Below are 15,721 nucleotides of genomic sequence, written 5' to 3'. Positions count from 1 at the left end.
ACGAACATCTCGGGGCAAAGAAGTCTGCGGATTAAAGATGTGGGTGGTGGCTGCATGAGCAGCCACCACCCAGACCAACGACTTTGCTGGTCTCAACTTTGCAGGACTATGCCTCCAAGGTTGCCTCGAGGGTGATCTCCACACCGGCCAGCGCTGCAGAGACGGGGCAACCGGCCTTTGCCGCATCTGCGATGCGGTCAAAGTCTTCCTGGCTGATGCCGGGAATCTTGGTGGCGAGCGTCAGGTGGCTTGTGGTGATACCGGTACCCGGGACGAAGGTCACTGCTGCGGAGGTGTTCACGTAGTCTGCGGCCTTGCCTTCTTCGCCAAGGAAGAGGCTGAATGCCATGGCGAAGCATGATGCATGGGCGGCGGCGATGAGCTCTTCCGGGCTGGTCTTGCCTTCGGCTGCTTCGGCGCGTGCCTTCCAGGTGATGTCAAAGCTGCCAATTTCCGAGCTGTCCAGGGTGACCTGTCCGGCACCTGTGGGAAGGTCGCCTACCCAGCCTGCGTGGGCGTTACGAGTTGTAGCCATGTTCACTCCTATGAATCGTGATGAGGGGCAATGTTGATCTGCTGTGCGTTAGCTCAGCACCATCTCTTCAAGCCTATGCCTTAAACGCAAAAAGACACTTTCACGTCCGGAGGCCAGGGAAATAATCCACCTGCTGGAAAATGAAAGTGCCTTTTTGGTGGCTCAACCTCACTGAGGCAGCCGGAGAGCCGTTAGACCCAGAAGACAGCCACAGCAATGTTGATGAACGCCATGCCGCCAACAGCGTGAGCCAATCCCTTCGGTACATCCTGGCCATTCTTGACCTTGCGACGGCCAATGAAAGCTGCCACGAGAACAACCAAGGCGATGAGAAGCTTGACGCCGATCTTGAAGTTGTTGATGCCGCCATCGCCCATTTCAGCCAAACCGACCAGTAACAAGCCGGTGATCAGCTGCACCAGCGCGCCAATCCACTGCCACTGGGTGACGGTGGGCGTTTTGAAGGCGGCGAGCCAGCCGCCCACGATCGCGGCTGCGCCAAGAATATGTAGAAATATGGTAACTGTTCAGGGGTGCGGTGCGGCGTGTTGCCGGGTTTTCGTCTTTGTCGGGTGGATCCTGAAGGTGTTCACAGGTAGTTAGGCGCCATCTTCAGGTTGGTTGATTCAGATGTCCGACGCATCCGAGGTTCCCACGGTCCAGTCGTTGCTGGCCGGGCTGGAGGAACGGGATGTGCGGATCGAGTTGTTGCTGGCCGGGCTGGCCGAACGCGACGGGTTGATCAGGGACTTGAAGGCTGAGATCGATGCCCTCAAGGCGAAGGTGGCCACGTTGGAGGGTCGCCTGAAGAAGAACTCACAGAATTCCTCGAAGCCGCCAAGCACCGACGCGTTCGTGAAGCCGGCGCCGAAGTCCCTGCGTCGCCCTTCGGGTAAATCCCCGGGCAAACAGGCCGGGGAGCCGGGCATGCGCTTGGAACCGGTCAAGACTGCTGATGTGGTGTTGGTCCACGAGCCGGGACGGTGCGGGAACTGCGGGTTGGCTCTCTCCGATGCACCACTGGCCGGGGAACGTTCCCGTCAGGTCTTCGATGTGCCCCCGATCACTGTGGAAGTCATCGAGCATCGGGTGCGCACCCGCCGGTGTTCCTGCGGGCATCTCACTGATGCCTCCTTCCCGCCCGAGGCGACCGCGAGCACCTGCTACGGACCGCGCATCCAGGGGCTGGGCGCTTATTTGATGGATCGCCATCACCTGCCGGTCGCGCGGACCGCCGAGCTGCTGGCCGATGCGTTCGGGGCACCGGTGTCCACCGGCTGGTTGGCGTCCCTGCAACTACGGGCGGCGAAGCTGCTGGGCCCGTTCCTGGATGCTGTCCGGGAACGGGTGCACCGGGCCCCGGTGGCGCATTTTGATGAGACCGGTGCCCGGATTGACGGGCATCTGGCGTGGGTGCACGTGGCCTGCACGCCCGAGCTGACGGTGCTGCATCTGGCACCTGGACGGGGCAGGGAATCTATCGAGGCCGGGGGAATTCTGGGTCACGGATTCAACGGTGTCGCGGTCCATGACGGACTTCCCGCTTACCGCCGCTTCCCGGTGCAACATGGATTATGCAATGCCCACCATGTTAGGGAACTTACCGGAATCGCCGAGGCCGGCGGGCAGGAATGGGCGGAGAGGATGGCCGGGCTCCTGGTGGAAATGCTGGTGGCCGTCAACGAGGCAAAGGCCGCCGGAAAAATGTCCCTGAACAAACGAACCCTGCGCGGTTACCGGCGACGATACCGGCGCATCATCCACGACGGGATCGAAGGCAACCCATTGCCGCCACCGACCGGGAAACGAGGGCGCCCGGCCATGGGACCAGTCCGGTCCCTGCTCAAACGGCTCGAGACCAACCAAGACGACGTCCTGCGATTCGCGACCGACTTCCGAGTTCCGTGGGACAACAATGAAGCCGAACGCGGGGTGCGGATGGTCAAGCTGCAACAGAAAGTCTCCGGCTGCTGGCGCTCACCACAAGGCGCACAAGCGTTCCTGGCCATGCGCTCCTACATCGGAACAGCACGGAAGCAGGGCAAGAATGCCCTGGACGCCTTCGACGACCTCTTTGCCGGGGACCCATGGCTCCCCGCCACCCCCTGAACAGTTACGCTAAATCGAGTATTCGGGAGCTGCCCAGACAACCACTTCGGGGTGCTCGTAGAAGCGGTAGCCTTCGCCGCGGACGGTGCGGACGGTGTTGGCCAGGCGGCCCAGCTTGGAGCGCAGACGGCGAATGTGGACGTCGATGGTGCGCTCGTTGGGGACCTCGTCGGCGTTGGACCACAGACCCTCGAGGAGTTCGTCGCGGCCTACGGTGCGGGTGCCGTTTTCCACCAGGTAGTTGAGCAGTTCAAACTCCTTGAACGTCAGGTTCAGCGTGTCCCCGTCCAGGTGCACTTCGCGTCGGGCCAGATCGATCAACACGCCGGAAGGGCGCTGCTCTGCTGCCGGAATCCGGACTGTTTCCTGACGCTGGCGGGAGGCCACCGTGGGATCGCCGAACGTTGAGCGGACCACGTCAAGGGGTGTGCCAATGGCGTCCGACGGCGCAATGGCCACGGCAGCGTAGCTCTGGGCTTGAGGTACAAGGGTTTGTGCGTAGGCGCGGATGTCCTGGGCCAGTTTGGCCAGTGAGGTGCCGGCTGCTGCTGCGGTGTCCTCATCGACACCGACGTAGAGCACAAAGCCACGGGCAACGTTATCCGGGCTGACACCGCGCAGTTTGTCCACCCCACCAGCGATGACAGGCGTGGGTGCGGTCATCGGGTTGCTGTCACTGCCGGGGTAGGAGCGCAGGCGTTCGGCGGCGCTTGAGGTATCCGGGCGAAGGCTTGAATAGCCAGTATGTTCGGCGTGGACGGAGCTACCCAAGGGTCCGCTCCCAGTGTTGCGGGCAACGGCCTTGGCGGCGTTTCTTACTGAAATGTGGACGTATCCAGATGCTACTGACATTGAACTACCTAAGTGTATGGCCGTACTCAACGGCGCGAATGCTTCCATTAGTCCTGCTTGACAGAACTTTTGCTGCCCTTTTTTATGGGCCGGCCCAGAGGCCAAGACTGGAGTGTTGCTACCAGGGTTGTGAGTTAGGCCTGCATTCGAAAACCACTCAGAGACGGTCTGGTCGATTCGAGACAGAGCGTTGCTGCGGCTGCAGAGTTCACTGAGTGGTTGTTCACGTAAGTCAGTTTGCTACGTAACAAAGCGAACTTGCAAGTAACAAAGGGGCGAAGTGTCCACTATGTGAGATTCTGCTCTATTTTGTGATCAATCCGACATTGTTGAATTGCTCTCATTTTTAGTATAAATGACGGTTTGTGTCGAACGTAATGAATCAAAAGACGTATAAGCCTGTTGGATATTTCTCGGATCAGGCAGATGCGAGAAATAAGTTCAAAGTTAATTTGGGCGCGTCTATGATGACCTCGCAACTGTTTGACAGCACTCAGGGAAATCCCAGTTTTTCACGCTAGGTAAACAGGCGTTTACCTAGCGTGACCTGGCGGATGGAGCAGAGTCCGCGCTATGCCCCGGAGCGGTGCGTTGGCAGCACCTTCCAGGAGGGGCGCAAGCCCCGGAACTGGTCGCGCAGCCTGACGTTGTTGCGGCGATTCATAAGGATCAGTGCAGCCAGGCCAGCCAGTATGGCCACCACAGCCCCCATGCCCAAAGACCAGCGAGCGCCAAATTCGGTGGCGATCCAGCCCACCAGGGGTGCTCCGATGGGAGTACCGCCCTGCAGGACCACCATGTAGACAGCGAGCACCCGCCCGCGCATGGCCGCGTCGGTGTTCAGCTGCACCGTCGTGTTGCACGCGTTCATAAAGGTCAGTGAGGCGACTCCCACGGGCACCAGCGCCAGCGCGTACAGCGTATAGGTGGGCATGAAGGCGGCGATTGATACTGTCACGCCGAACGCGAGCGCTCCACCGACGATGTACATCATGCGCATGTTCTTCCGCCGTGCCGCCATGAGCGCTGCGGCCAGCGTGCCGATGGCCATGACCGAGCCCAGCAGCCCGTACTCCCCCGGCCCGAGATGGAACACCGTCGTGGCCATGAGGGCGTTCGTGATCTGGAAGTTCATCCCAAAGGTGCCCACGAGGAAGACCAGGACCATGATCATCATGAGGTCCGGGCGCTGGCGGATATACACCAGCCCTTCGCGGATCTGGCCCTTGGACCGCGGCACTTTGACAGCAGGGAACAGTTCGTTGGTGCGCATCCGCCACAGCGAGAAAATCACTGCGGCAAAGCTGGCGGCGTTGATGAGAAACGCCGGGCCGGTTCCCACCACGGCAATGACAAGGCCGGCCACGCCGGGGCCGGCCAGCCGGGCCAGGTTGAAGGAGGCGCTGTTGAGGGCGACGGCGTTGGGCACGTCCTCCTTGGAAACAACTTCAGAGACAAACGCCTGCCGGGAGGGCGCGTCGAAGGCGCTGGCCACACCCAGCAGGAACGCCAATGCATACACATGCCAGAGTTGTACAGTCCCCGTGACGACCAGAATGCCCAACAAAAGCGCACAAAACCCCATGGACGTTTGGGTGACAAGCAGCAGCTTGCGCTTGTTGACCCTGTCGCCCAACAACCCCGCGAAGGGTCCAAGGAAGACAATCGGCAAAAATTGCAGACCGGTGGTGATGCCTGCTGCGGTACCTGAGTTGTGGGTCAAGACTGTGAGCACCAGCCAGTCCTGGGCCACACGCTGCATCCACGTGCCAATGTTGGACACCAGTGCACCGGTCACCCGGAGTCTGTAGTTGAACACTTTCAGTGCACGGAACATCGAATTCACTTAGGCACTCATCTCCTGCAGGATCAAGGCAGCCTCGTGGAGGGTGGCACGTTCTTGCGGGGTGAGGGCAGCGACCTGCCGGGCCAGCCACGCCGTCCGTTTGGACCGTGCACGCAATAAGGTGGTGGAGCCGGTCTCTGTAATGCTCACCAACACTTGGCGCTTGTCGTGTGGATTTTCACCCCGGCTGACCAGTTCCGCCGCTGCCAGTGCGTTGACGATTCGCGTCATGGACGGCGCCTGGATCTGCTCCCTGGCAGCGAGCTGCCCCACTGTCCGTGGACCGTCAAGGATGGCGGCCAACACTGAATATTGTCCGGGACTGATTTCCCTCGATGCCGCCTCGGCCCTAAGCCGCCGCGAGGTGCGCATAACGGCAATCCGCAATTCAGCAGCCAGCGGCCCGGCACCAAGGGGCCTGCCCGCAGCGACAACCGCAGCGGCTGCGCGGGACCCGGGTTCCGGCGTCGTACATGCAAGGGAAGTGTCTGTCATCAATGCTCTGCTGCCTAAGAAAAAAAGTTTCGTATCATCAGCTTTCCACTTTATATCCTTAGCATTGCTAAGTAAATGTTGATTCGCTCACGCTGCTACAAACCTCGTTACCATAATGTGACATATGGTTTCATTTCCGTTACGCTGGCAAAAGTGCCTGCTGAACCACCAACGGTTCATGGCACAGATGGACGGTTCGCCGAGCTCTGCCGCCGCCCATTTCCCTCCATTCCCGTGGCAGAGACGGGGGACCCAATCTTCGTGGGCCTCCATTTGGACGCCCTTGGGGTTAAGCCAACGCAGAGCATGAGGCCATGGTTGCCTGTGCCGCGTAGCAGGATTCTCTAATCCATTCCCGACAGCTCACCTCGCAGGCGTAGAGAGGTTACATCCATGTCTGCATCACCCCAGCGCGGCCGTCGCCGTGCCGAAAACGCCAGTCGCCCGTCACTTTTTGCCTTCGCAGCAGCAGGCAAAGGGACCCGCGCGGCTGGCAAGTCCACGGTCACAACCACCGCCAAGTACTTGGCCGCCGTTGCCGTTGTCGGAGCACTCGTTGCCGCCGGTGCCGTGACTCAATCAGTGGAACACACAGCCACCGCACAGAGCGGCGCCAACTTGCTGGCAGCAGCGGGGCACGCATCGGCTCCGGCTGTATCAGCACCACTGAATGCGCCCATCACGTTCGCGGGGGCGGACATCGGTTCCATGCCGTCCGCTGCCTCCACGTCCGCAGCGGCAAAGGCTGCAGCCGCCAAGGCCCAGTCCTCGGATGTGACTCCCCTTTCCACACCGGCAGCAGCTCCGGCACCGGCACCGGCACCAGTCGTTGTGGATGACCCCGCTGGCGCCCAGGCCTATGCCGCCGGCGAACTGGCTGCCCGAGGCTGGGGAGCTGACCAGATGAGCTGCCTGACGCAGCTGTGGAACCGTGAATCCGAATGGCTCACGTCCGCCGAGAACCCCGACGGCGGCGCCTACGGCATTGCCCAGTCCCTGCCCGCCGAGAAAATGGCAAGCGTCGGCAGCGATTGGAAGACCAACTACAAGACCCAGATCACCTGGGGTTTGGGCTACATCCAAGAACGCTACGGCTCACCGTGCGCCGCTTGGGGCCACTCAAACGCCGTCAACTGGTACTAAATCTCCACACCGTTCTCGGCCATGACGGGGTCAGCTTGCGTGCTGGCCGAGACGATACGCCGTCGTCGCCAGTTATCACCGTTATCGGCGCCAACACAGTCGCAGCGACTTAGCCGGCCACGCCGTACAGGCGGTCTCCTGCATCGCCGAGGCCCGGCACAATGTACGCCTGCTCATTGAGGCCCTCATCAATGGAGGCCAGTACCACGTGCACGTTGTCGCGCCCACCGTGGGCTGCTTCCAGCCTGGCCAGTCCCTCCGGAGCTGCCAGCAGGCAGATGCAGGTGATGTCTGCGGCCCCACGGTCAAAGAGGAACTTGAACGCCTCGATCAGCGTCCCACCGGTGGCCAGCATGGGGTCCAGGACATACACCTGGCGTCCGGTCAGATCCTCGGGAAGCCTTTCGGCGTACGTAATCGCCTCGAGCGTCTCCTCATTGCGGGCCATGCCCAGGAAGCCCACTTCGGCCGTGGGCAGCAAGCGGGTCATGCCCTCGAGCATGCCCAGGCCGGCGCGCAGGATCGGCACCACCAGGGGTGTGGGTTTGACCAGTCCGGTGCCAATGGTGGAGGTCACCGGCGTTTCAATATTCACCGGCTCCACCCGCACTTCCCGGGTTGCCTCGTACGCCAGCAGTGTCACCAATTCCTCGGTGAGTTGGCGAAACACCGGCGACGGGGTGTTTTTGTCCCGTAGGACAGTCAATTTGTGGGCAATCAGCGGATGATCCGCAACCAGTACGCGCATGAATAAAAGCTACCATTGAGCCGTGCCCATCACTGCAAGTTCCGCCGCAGAAATATCAGCCCGCCACCATGAGTGGATGGGCCTTGCCCTGGCTCAGGCACAACTGGCGCTGCAGACTGCCGACGTTCCCATTGGGGCAGTTGTCCTCGGGCCCGACGGCGGGATCCTCGGTTTAGGACGCAACGAACGTGAGGCGCACGGGGACCCCACGGCGCACGCGGAAATAGTGGCTATCCGCGAAGCCGCGGCAAACTTGGGCTCGTGGCGCCTAGCGGATTGCACCTTGGTGGTCACACTGGAACCGTGCGCCATGTGCGCCGGTGCGATTGTGCTGGCGAGGGTGCCGCGCGTTGTTTTCGGGGCGTGGGATGAGAAGGCTGGGGCCGCGGGATCAGTCTTTGACGTGCTGCGCGAACGTCGGCTAAATCACTGGGTTGAGGTGTTTCCCGGCGTCCGGGAGAACGAGTGCGCGGCCCTGCTGAGGGATTTTTTTGGCGGCCACCGCTAAGGAGCCACGAGCAGTTCCAGTGAGGGCAGCACGCACGAAACCCGCTGCATGTCTTCACCGCCCGGCCCGCGCCCCACACGGTTGTTCCGTCCGGTGTCATCGCACCAGTCCACATCATGCGGGAATGCGGAGACCATCCAGGTGCCGGGGACGGCAGCGACCGGCAGCTCAAAGTTGAAACTGAACCCACCGGCGTCGTTCATGGGGCCCGTGCGCTCCACAACCATGGTTCCTGCGCTGTCGAATACTTCAACCTTGATCTGGGCGTGGGGGCCGTACCGCGGGTTGCACGTGGCGTCCTTCGCGGAGACCATGACGGAATCGCCGGGTGCGGCAGTGGCGGTGCTCAGCGACAGCGGCGGCGGAAAGCAGGGCTGCGAGCCGGGTTGCGGTGAACATGCTGCGACCGGCAACGCGACCGTGGCCACGGCGGATGCCACGAGGAATGCTGTCAGTTTTCGCATGGCTGGGCACCGTCCGCCGCGTTATTGAGGGCGTCAATCCGCTTTTGCCTGCTCGACGGCGAATCGAGGCTGAAGGAGCGGAAGTCACCCAAGTCTTCGCGAATGAACGCTTCTACCTCCAGGATGCGCTGCTTCACGGCGTCGGTGGGGGCGTTGAAAAGCCAGTGGGCGATGCGTTCCCGGCCGGGGTCGTACTGCCACAGGCCAATGATACTCCCCCGGTCCACGATGGGATGGTCTGGCAGGTCGGCTTGCAGCGACAGCGTGGAACTGAGCAATTGGCGGCCCCTGTCTGCTTCGGCAAAATGATCGGCCGCATTGCGCCGCAACAGAAACAACGAATCCGAGCCGGCAAGCAGCTGAATTTGTTCCTCCTGCGGGGCCTCGAAATCCGCCACCGTCTCAATGTCAGCAGGGAGCATCCACAAGTCCGGGGCATCTGCGGCTGGGGTTTCCATAGGCTCGATTATCTTGGGCTGGGCTTCCACGGCATTGATGGCTGCGAGCGCGGCCTTGGTCTGGGCGACCGTAAATCCCGTGAACCATTGGGATTGCTTGAGCGTCGCCCCGCCAGTCCAGCCCAAGTAATTTTCCATCAGCTTGGCCCTGGCCTGCTCCGGCGACTCGTCCGCAGCTGGCAATTCCCAAGCAGTATAGGCGTAGCGCTGCTGGTCGAGCCGGCCATTGATGGGCACGCGCCGGATGCGGCCGTCAGCCTGCAACAATCCCAGCACTGTGGGCAGCGTCGTTGAGGCGCCCTTCTTCTTGCCTTCCTCCCCCAAGCTGCGGACGGCATCGCCCAACTGGTGCTTGAGCTGGTGGGGATCCAGAGCTCCCAGGCCGTTCGCTGCGGAGTCATGCAGCAAACGGAGTATTTCCGTTTCAAGGCTCTGAATTTCTGCGCGGGCCACCCCGAGCTTGTCAAGCACCTTGAGCGTTGCTTCCGCCGCTCCCTGGCCCAGCGTGAGCGCCCACGCGAAGTCTTGCGCACCTAGCACATAGGTGCAGCCGCGCGCCGTCGGAAGTTCATGAATTTTCAATGTGGCCACTGCTGCGTCGGCTGCCGCCCGGCGAATCCCCGCCCGGGCAAACAAGGTCAGGTAGGGGTTGGCGCCACCAACGGAGCGTGCCCATCCGGCCGCGCCCAGCACGGTCGCGGCATCGCTGCCCGCCAACGAGCCGTCCAAGCCCTGTTTGTGCCAGCTCCAGGCACGCCCCCTTGCATTGTCCATGGGCCCATCTTCCACCATGATCGCTTCTCACCCCCAGGACTCATTTTTGTTGTGGGGCTTTGAGCCGGTAAGGTTGACGCGTTGGTGACGTGTCCGAGCGGCCGAAGGTGCAACACTCGAAATGTTGTTTAGGTGAGAGCCTAACGTGGGTTCAAATCCCACCGTCACCGCCACTTGGCAAGGCCCCTGCTTCCCTTTTTGTAGAAGGGAAGCAGGGGTTTTTGTTTTGCCCAGAAGTAGTTTTTCCAGCGGCCTATGGCTTGCCGCGGCTGGACCAGTGCTTCATCAACAGCTCTTGTCCCTGCTGCTCCGAAAGCGTGGATATCTCCGCCAGTCCAAGGTTTAGCTGGACTCGAAGCGCCGTCTCGAGCCATTCTGGCATCGAGGACTCCCTCAAGGGTTCCGGCGCAGCCACAACGGATTCATAAAGGCGCCCCATCTGGGTAATAACGTCCTTCAGCGGTTGAAGCTTGGGGTTGTCGCCGATTTGGGAGAAACGGGCTTTAAGCTCTTCGTAGATCTCACTTTCGGATCTGGCGCCCACTGCCCAGACTTCGAAAATATCCAAGATCGGGGTGCCATCCGCGTCTCCGGTGACTCGCCATACGATTCGCCAGTCGCGGTCACCGACAACGAGTTTGCGAAAGCCAATCAAGGCTCCCATAAGGGGTTCACCGGCATTGGTCGAACGCTCAAGGAGCAACATTTTCTTGAATACCGTGCGGACGATGTGTGGATCCTTCTTGGCAAGCCGGTGAAGGTCGGCAATGGCATCCTCAGTGAGCCGAACTATGCAGACGCGCTGTGGAAGCGTCGTCACGCTCGCCCTGCAGCGATGTCGGCGACAATCTCGGCTTCCAGCTCAGCACGGGTGAAGCCGAAACTTTCCATGGCTTGATTCAAATCGGTGCGAATGCAGGTGTCGGTTGCGAAACGGGCCATGACGAGCGCAGCGTCACGAAGAGTATCGCGGTCTCGCCTCAGACTGGAAATTTCCTCAGCAGAAACAACCTCGGCAACGACTTTGCCGTGGCGAGAGAGAGGAATGTCGTTTCCTGCTTCTGCAGACGCGACCAAGGCAGAAATACCTGCCCGCGACGCTTCTGTAATAGTCAAGATGCTCATACAAAAACTATATAGATTTCTATGTAGATCATCAAGTTTGAGTTTTACGGTGCGTAGGGATCCAATTGAGGACTTCTGCTTCGATCAGCTCAAGGCAGCCTTCCGGCGCTCTATTTGATCCAGGCTTCGAAACTGGGCTTTCCGGGTTGGCTTTGCTTCGGCAAACAGCAGTGAGTCCGCGAAGGCTGTGGCACTGACCAATATTTCATCGATGCTGGGAGGCTCAGTTCGCGTCGTCAATGGCGTTATGCCCGAGAACACCACGTAGTGGTCTGGTGGGCGCCGAAGCGTCGTCTCGAGTCATTCTGCAGCACATGTGAGTGGGGCCAGGGCCTTGGCCGTTCATACTGCAGCAGATGTCGGTGAGCCGCGATGGCACCCGCATCAGCTGCGATATGAACTGAGGACGCCACCTACCACTCACATCAGCTGCAGTATCAATGATGGTCACCCGCACTAGCTGCAGTACGAATGACGGGGAGGGGTGGTGAGTCCACAATCGGCATCATTGCAAGGTCGTCAATTGGCTGCACCGGGATGGGTTCCCTGCCAGTCCTCGCGCGCCCGCGCATGAAGAACATCTGCCGCGAAACACTTACGCAGGCTTTTTCCTCAACACACGGATATTGCACGAAAATTTGCTGGTTTGTTTCAAATTTATTCTAGGTCACAGACAACGTTCAGGAACTGCACAGCGCCCCACATGACAAGTGTCAGATAATCAGGTCATGGAACCACGCGCTGCAGCACTCCCCAAGCTCACCCGGGCCGACGGCGAACCCATCCGTGCCCTTGTGGTGGACGACGAACCGGAGCTGGCAGACCTCATGCGCCGGGGCTTGGAGATCAGCGGCTGGGACGTGGCCGTAGCCCATGACGGCTTGGCTGCATTAAAGATTGCCCGGGAATTCACCCCCGACGTGCTGGTCCTGGACGTCATGATGCCAGGCATGGACGGCGTGGAACTGCTGGGCCGCATCCGCGCCATCCACCCCGAAGTGCCGGCTCTGTTCCTGACAGCCAAGGACGCCGTTGCAGACAAGGTTGCGGGTCTGCAAGCCGGGGGCGACGACTACGTCGCGAAGCCCTTCAGCATGAAGGAAGTGCTGCTGCGCCTACACCGAATAGTGCAACGCTCAGGCGTCACCGCACCGCAGTTCGCCCTGCTCACCGTTGGAGATCTGACGCTGAACAAAGACACCAAGAACGTCCAACGCGGCGGCGTTGATATCCCCCTCACCTCGACGGAGTTTGAGTTGTTGAAATTCCTGATGGAAAACCCCCGCCACGTCCTGAGCAAGGCGCGCATCCTTGAACGGGTGTGGAACTACGATTTCGGCGGCCAAAGCAACATCGTCGAACTGTACATTTCCTACCTCCGCAAGAAGATCGACGCTACTGACGAACCCATGATCCACACCGTCAGGGGCTCCGGCTACGTGATCAAGCCATGCCTCTAAAGCCCGCCACGCTAAAACCCGCCATGCTCACGTCCCCCACCACCAGCACCGGACTGCGAAAAGCGCTGCACCCGGGCACCTGGCTCCTGAGCACCCGCCTCGTTGCCGTCATGGTGGCCCTGCTGACGGTGATTTGCGCGCTCGTGGGCCTCGTCAGCTACACCACTTTGAGCGTCACGTTGAACAACCAGTTGGACACGTCCGTGCAACAAGCCACCGGGCGTACCATCGCGTTCTATACCAACGCCAACTCCAACGGCACCCAGCCCGACCCCCTCAATGCCCGGGCCACGAGCGCCGGCCAGCTCAGCGCGGTCTTGAGCAACGGCGTCGTGCATTATGCGGGGATGCTGTCCAGCACTGGCACACGCCAGCAGCTCACCACGGCCGATGCCGAAACCCTCGCCTCGCTGCCCATCAACGGCCAACTTCGTAGCAAGGACCTCTCCATTGGCGAGTACCGGCTCCAGGCCCGCCCCACGCCCGACGGCGACACCCTCATCACCGGCCTGCCGCTGGCCACCACGCATCAAACCCTCTCCGCCCTAGTGCTCTCGATCATCCTTGTCTCACTGGCCGGACTCGCAGCGCTGGGGTGGCTGGGGACCATCATCATCCGCCGGAACATGCGGCCGTTGGAGCAGCTTTCAGAGACCGCCACGAAGGTTGCCGCGTTGAGGCTCGACGCCGGAGAGGTCGCCTTGAGCGCGCATGTCCCGGACGCGGTGTCGCACCCAGGCACCGAAGTAGGGAATGTGGGCAACGCGTTCAACGCCATGTTGGAGAACGTCTCGCACGCCTTGGAAGCCCGTCAGCACAGCGAAACGAAGCTGCGGCGCTTTGTCGCCGACGCCAGCCACGAGCTCCGCACCCCGTTGACGGCCATTCGCGGCTACGCCGAACTGCTGTCCATGACGGAGCCGTTGAGTGCCGACGGCCAAGTGGCGCTGCGGCGCGTGCAGGACCAGTCGGTGCGGATGAGCCGGTTGGTGGAGGATTTGCTGACCCTGGCCCGGTTGGATGAGGCCCAACAAGCTGACCGTGGCGCCGCCAATGGTGCTGCTTCCACGAGCGCGATCATGAAGGTTTTGCCCAACCCCGTCAACATGAGCCCCCTGGTTATGGAAGCCGTGCGTGACATTCAGGTGGCCACCCCTGATCGCCGCTGGAGCTTCACGGTGCCGGACGAACCAGTCGAAGCTTTCTGCGAAGAGACGGCTCTACACCAGGTCATTTTGAACCTGTTGGGGAACGCTGCCAAGCACACTCCGGCTGGCACTGCCGTCCATGCCGGGCTTTCACACGATCCTGATGGCAGCTGTGTTCTGGAGGTCAGCGACAACGGCCCCGGCATTGACCCTTCCTTCCAGGAGATCATCTTTGACAGGTTCTCGCGGGCAGATCAGGCGCGCACCGGAACCACGGGCAGCACCGGGCTGGGGTTGAGCATTGTGCAGGCGATCGTGCGCTCACACGGCGGAACCGTGGGCGTCACCAGCACGCCGGGCAACACCATGTTTTCTGTGCGGCTACCCGGGCTAGCCGCAGGCACGCAACCCAGCGCAGCAGAAGATGCAAAGCATGGAGCTTCCCGGATAAACTAGCGAGGTTGGCTACGTCGAAGGGAGCAGAGTGCCGTTCTCTCCTTTCAGGCTGCTCCGAACTATTTTGGTTGGCGCCACGATTCTGGGCCTGGCTTCCGGCGCACACTTGTTGGGTGGTGGTGCCCTCCCTGCTCCGGCCATCATGGCGGCCATCCTTGCCCTGCACATCCTGTGCTCCAGTATTGCCACCAAGTTTCGGCTGACACCGGCTGTCATGGTCGCCTTGTTGGCCAGCAGCCAGCTTGTTCTGCACCAAGGATTTGAAACGCTCTCACACGGCATCGCACCCATTGCAGCTCCGGGCACCGAGGTCCTCGACCAGCATGTAATGTCCGCTGAAGCCCACGCCTCTGCCGTGATGTCCGCTGCCAGCATGGCGGGCGCTCCCGGCATGGCAGTTCTCGGCCATGCAGCGCACATGTCCGGATGGATGCTGGTTGCACACATTGCCGCCACCCTGGTTGCCGCCGGTCTGTTGGCCTATGGTGAAAATGCCCTCTGGTCTCTCGCCGGCTGGCTGCGGCCCCTATACGAACGTGCCGCCGCGGTTCTCCTCCCAGCAACACACAGTCCGCGGCCCGGTATTATTTCGCACCCCCTGCCCTGCATACCGTGGCGCAATCAACGCCCCGACACCCGCCGCGGGCCTCCCCTCTCGGCAGTCGTCCCCGCTTAGCGCCCTTCGAAATCATCGCAGGGTGCCCCTCCCTGCATTCTTGCCCTTTCGAAAGGTTCCACCCATGCGTTTTTCCCGTACCCTCAAGTCCACCGCCGCCATCGGCGCCACCGCCGGATTGATGATGCTTGGCCTCGGTGCCGCATCCGCCCATGTCAGCGCCACCCCCACTGAAACCGGAGCCGGCGCCTACTCGCTTGTCACCTTTTCCGTAGGCCACGGCTGCGACGGCTCACCCACCACGGCCGTGACCATCACGTTGCCCGACGAGCTGAACGACGCCACGCCCACCGTCAACCCGAACTGGACCATCAGCAAGGCCACGCAGAAGCTGGACACCCCACGCACCCTGGCCAACGGCAGCAAGATCAGCGAACGCGTCTCCTCCATCACGTATACGGCCAAAACCCCGCTGATCGACCACGAGCGCGACACCTTCACCTTGTCGGTGCAACTGCCTGAGGCCGCCGGGACCACCCTGAACTTCCCCACGCTGCAGAAGTGTGAAGTGGGGCAGACCGACTGGAAGGAAATCCCCGCAGCCGGCGCCGACCACGACTCCGTGGACGCGCCCGCGCCTTCATTCGTTGTCACCGCGGCGGTGGCCGGCGACGGGCACGGCGGTCATGATGCCACTACCTCCACCGAGGCTGCCGCACATACCACGGGCGACGGCGGCACTGCCTGGGCTGCCTGGGTGGGTCTGGGCGCCGGGCTGGCAGGGCTGATCTTGGGTGGCTTGGCGTTCCTGCGCACCGGCCGCAAGGCGTAACAACGCTGAATCGTTGCACAAACGTGGCTTTCCGGCTTGTTCGTGGTTTAGTAACCGCGTTCAAGCCGGGAATCCACGCATGTACAGGGAAGGTGCGGTTGTGCACGTCCGGTTTCTGTTTCACTTTTGGCTGCAGGACCAGTTGACTCTGG

At 61.4% G+C, this 15,721-nt stretch carries 17 protein-coding genes, 1 tRNA gene and 1 riboswitch; of the genes, 8 read left to right on the top strand and 10 right to left on the bottom strand.

The window, feature by feature from the left end:
* Positions 1-106 precede the first annotated feature (106 nt).
* The gene (locus tag JMA46_RS12105) at positions 107-535 is read right to left on the bottom strand and encodes an OsmC family peroxiredoxin (protein ID WP_207345595.1); all 429 of its coding nucleotides are present in this window, start codon (positions 533-535) and stop codon (positions 107-109) included.
* A gap of 191 nt (positions 536-726) precedes the next feature.
* On the bottom strand, positions 727-1,020 hold the full coding sequence (locus tag JMA46_RS12100) for a hypothetical protein (RefSeq protein WP_348770148.1): 294 nt from the start codon (positions 1,018-1,020) through the stop codon (positions 727-729).
* Positions 1,021-1,165: 145 nt separating this feature from the next.
* Here JMA46_RS12100 and JMA46_RS12095 point away from each other — a divergent pair, with 145 nt between their 5' ends.
* Positions 1,166-2,644 (top strand): IS66 family transposase, encoded by a 1,479-nt coding sequence (locus tag JMA46_RS12095; RefSeq protein WP_207345594.1) that lies wholly within the window; start codon positions 1,166-1,168, stop codon positions 2,642-2,644.
* Positions 2,645-2,653: 9 nt separating this feature from the next.
* Here JMA46_RS12095 and JMA46_RS12090 read toward each other — a convergent pair whose 3' ends face one another.
* From JMA46_RS12090 to JMA46_RS12080, 3 genes are all read right to left on the bottom strand, one after another.
* Positions 2,654-3,496: a winged helix-turn-helix domain-containing protein gene (locus tag JMA46_RS12090; protein WP_207345593.1), complete on the bottom strand. Its 843-nt coding sequence runs from the start codon at positions 3,494-3,496 to the stop codon at positions 2,654-2,656.
* Between the two features lie 571 nt (positions 3,497-4,067).
* Positions 4,068-5,333, bottom strand: a complete 1,266-nt coding sequence (locus tag JMA46_RS12085; protein WP_207345602.1) for an MFS transporter — start codon at positions 5,331-5,333, stop codon at positions 4,068-4,070.
* Positions 5,334-5,342: 9 nt separating this feature from the next.
* Positions 5,343-5,837, bottom strand: a complete 495-nt coding sequence (locus JMA46_RS12080) for a MarR family transcriptional regulator (protein ID WP_207345592.1) — start codon at positions 5,835-5,837, stop codon at positions 5,343-5,345.
* A gap of 203 nt (positions 5,838-6,040) precedes the next feature.
* A riboswitch (cyclic di-AMP (ydaO/yuaA leader) is annotated at positions 6,041-6,226 on the top strand.
* A 4-nt stretch (positions 6,227-6,230) separates the two neighbouring features.
* Here JMA46_RS12080 and JMA46_RS12075 point away from each other — a divergent pair.
* Positions 6,231-6,980, top strand: a complete 750-nt coding sequence (locus JMA46_RS12075; RefSeq protein WP_207345591.1) for a hypothetical protein — start codon at positions 6,231-6,233, stop codon at positions 6,978-6,980.
* 109 nt (positions 6,981-7,089) lie between these two features.
* Here JMA46_RS12075 and upp read toward each other — a convergent pair whose 3' ends face one another.
* On the bottom strand, positions 7,090-7,728 hold the full coding sequence (upp, locus tag JMA46_RS12070) for a uracil phosphoribosyltransferase (protein WP_207345590.1): 639 nt from the start codon (positions 7,726-7,728) through the stop codon (positions 7,090-7,092).
* Between the two features lie 22 nt (positions 7,729-7,750).
* Between upp and tadA the strand changes: the two genes are divergently transcribed.
* Positions 7,751-8,236: a tRNA adenosine(34) deaminase TadA gene (gene tadA, locus JMA46_RS12065; protein ID WP_348770147.1), complete on the top strand. Its 486-nt coding sequence runs from the start codon at positions 7,751-7,753 to the stop codon at positions 8,234-8,236.
* Here tadA and JMA46_RS12060 read toward each other — a convergent pair.
* Together JMA46_RS12060 and JMA46_RS12055 are read right to left on the bottom strand one after the other, a co-directional pair.
* Entirely contained in the window at positions 8,233-8,700 is a 468-nt protein-coding gene (locus JMA46_RS12060) for a hypothetical protein (protein WP_207345589.1), read from the bottom strand. The two genes, tadA and JMA46_RS12060, sit on opposite strands and share 4 nt — an antisense overlap.
* Positions 8,688-9,932: a crosslink repair DNA glycosylase YcaQ family protein gene (locus JMA46_RS12055; protein ID WP_247647263.1), complete on the bottom strand. Its 1,245-nt coding sequence runs from the start codon at positions 9,930-9,932 to the stop codon at positions 8,688-8,690. Before JMA46_RS12055 ends, JMA46_RS12060 begins: the two co-directional genes overlap by 13 nt.
* 83 nt (positions 9,933-10,015) lie before the next feature.
* On the opposite strand from JMA46_RS12055, the gene JMA46_RS12050 reads away from it, so the two are divergent.
* Positions 10,016-10,105 (top strand) — tRNA-Ser (locus tag JMA46_RS12050).
* Positions 10,106-10,185: 80 nt separating this feature from the next.
* Here JMA46_RS12050 and JMA46_RS12045 read toward each other — a convergent pair.
* Both JMA46_RS12045 and JMA46_RS12040 read right to left on the bottom strand, forming a co-directional pair.
* Entirely contained in the window at positions 10,186-10,752 is a 567-nt protein-coding gene (locus JMA46_RS12045) for a type II toxin-antitoxin system RelE/ParE family toxin (protein WP_207345587.1), read from the bottom strand.
* A complete protein-coding gene (locus JMA46_RS12040; RefSeq protein WP_207345586.1) occupies positions 10,749-11,057 on the bottom strand; it encodes a prevent-host-death family protein in 309 nt (102 codons plus the stop codon). The genes JMA46_RS12045 and JMA46_RS12040 overlap by 4 nt, the downstream gene beginning before the upstream one ends.
* 728 nt (positions 11,058-11,785) lie before the next feature.
* Here JMA46_RS12040 and JMA46_RS12035 point away from each other — a divergent pair.
* The 4 genes from JMA46_RS12035 to JMA46_RS12020 all read left to right on the top strand — a co-directional run bounded on the left by JMA46_RS12035 (position 11,786) and on the right by JMA46_RS12020 (position 15,569).
* Positions 11,786-12,517 carry a response regulator transcription factor gene (locus tag JMA46_RS12035; protein WP_207345585.1) on the top strand — a complete coding sequence of 244 codons (732 nt, stop codon included), beginning with the start codon at positions 11,786-11,788 and terminating at the stop codon, positions 12,515-12,517.
* Positions 12,508-14,121, top strand: a complete 1,614-nt coding sequence (locus JMA46_RS12030) for a HAMP domain-containing sensor histidine kinase (RefSeq protein WP_348770146.1) — start codon at positions 12,508-12,510, stop codon at positions 14,119-14,121. Before JMA46_RS12035 ends, JMA46_RS12030 begins: the two co-directional genes overlap by 10 nt.
* 28 nt (positions 14,122-14,149) lie before the next feature.
* Entirely contained in the window at positions 14,150-14,797 is a 648-nt protein-coding gene (locus tag JMA46_RS12025; protein WP_207345584.1) for a hypothetical protein, read from the top strand.
* Between the two features lie 64 nt (positions 14,798-14,861).
* Entirely contained in the window at positions 14,862-15,569 is a 708-nt protein-coding gene (locus JMA46_RS12020; RefSeq protein WP_207345583.1) for a YcnI family protein, read from the top strand.
* Positions 15,570-15,721 lie beyond the last annotated feature (152 nt).

Origin of the sequence: Arthrobacter sp. E3, from assembly GCF_017353415.1 — a bacterium.
GTDB lineage: Bacteria > Actinomycetota > Actinomycetes > Actinomycetales > Micrococcaceae > Specibacter.
This window is presented reverse-complemented; position numbering and strand designations above follow the sequence as displayed.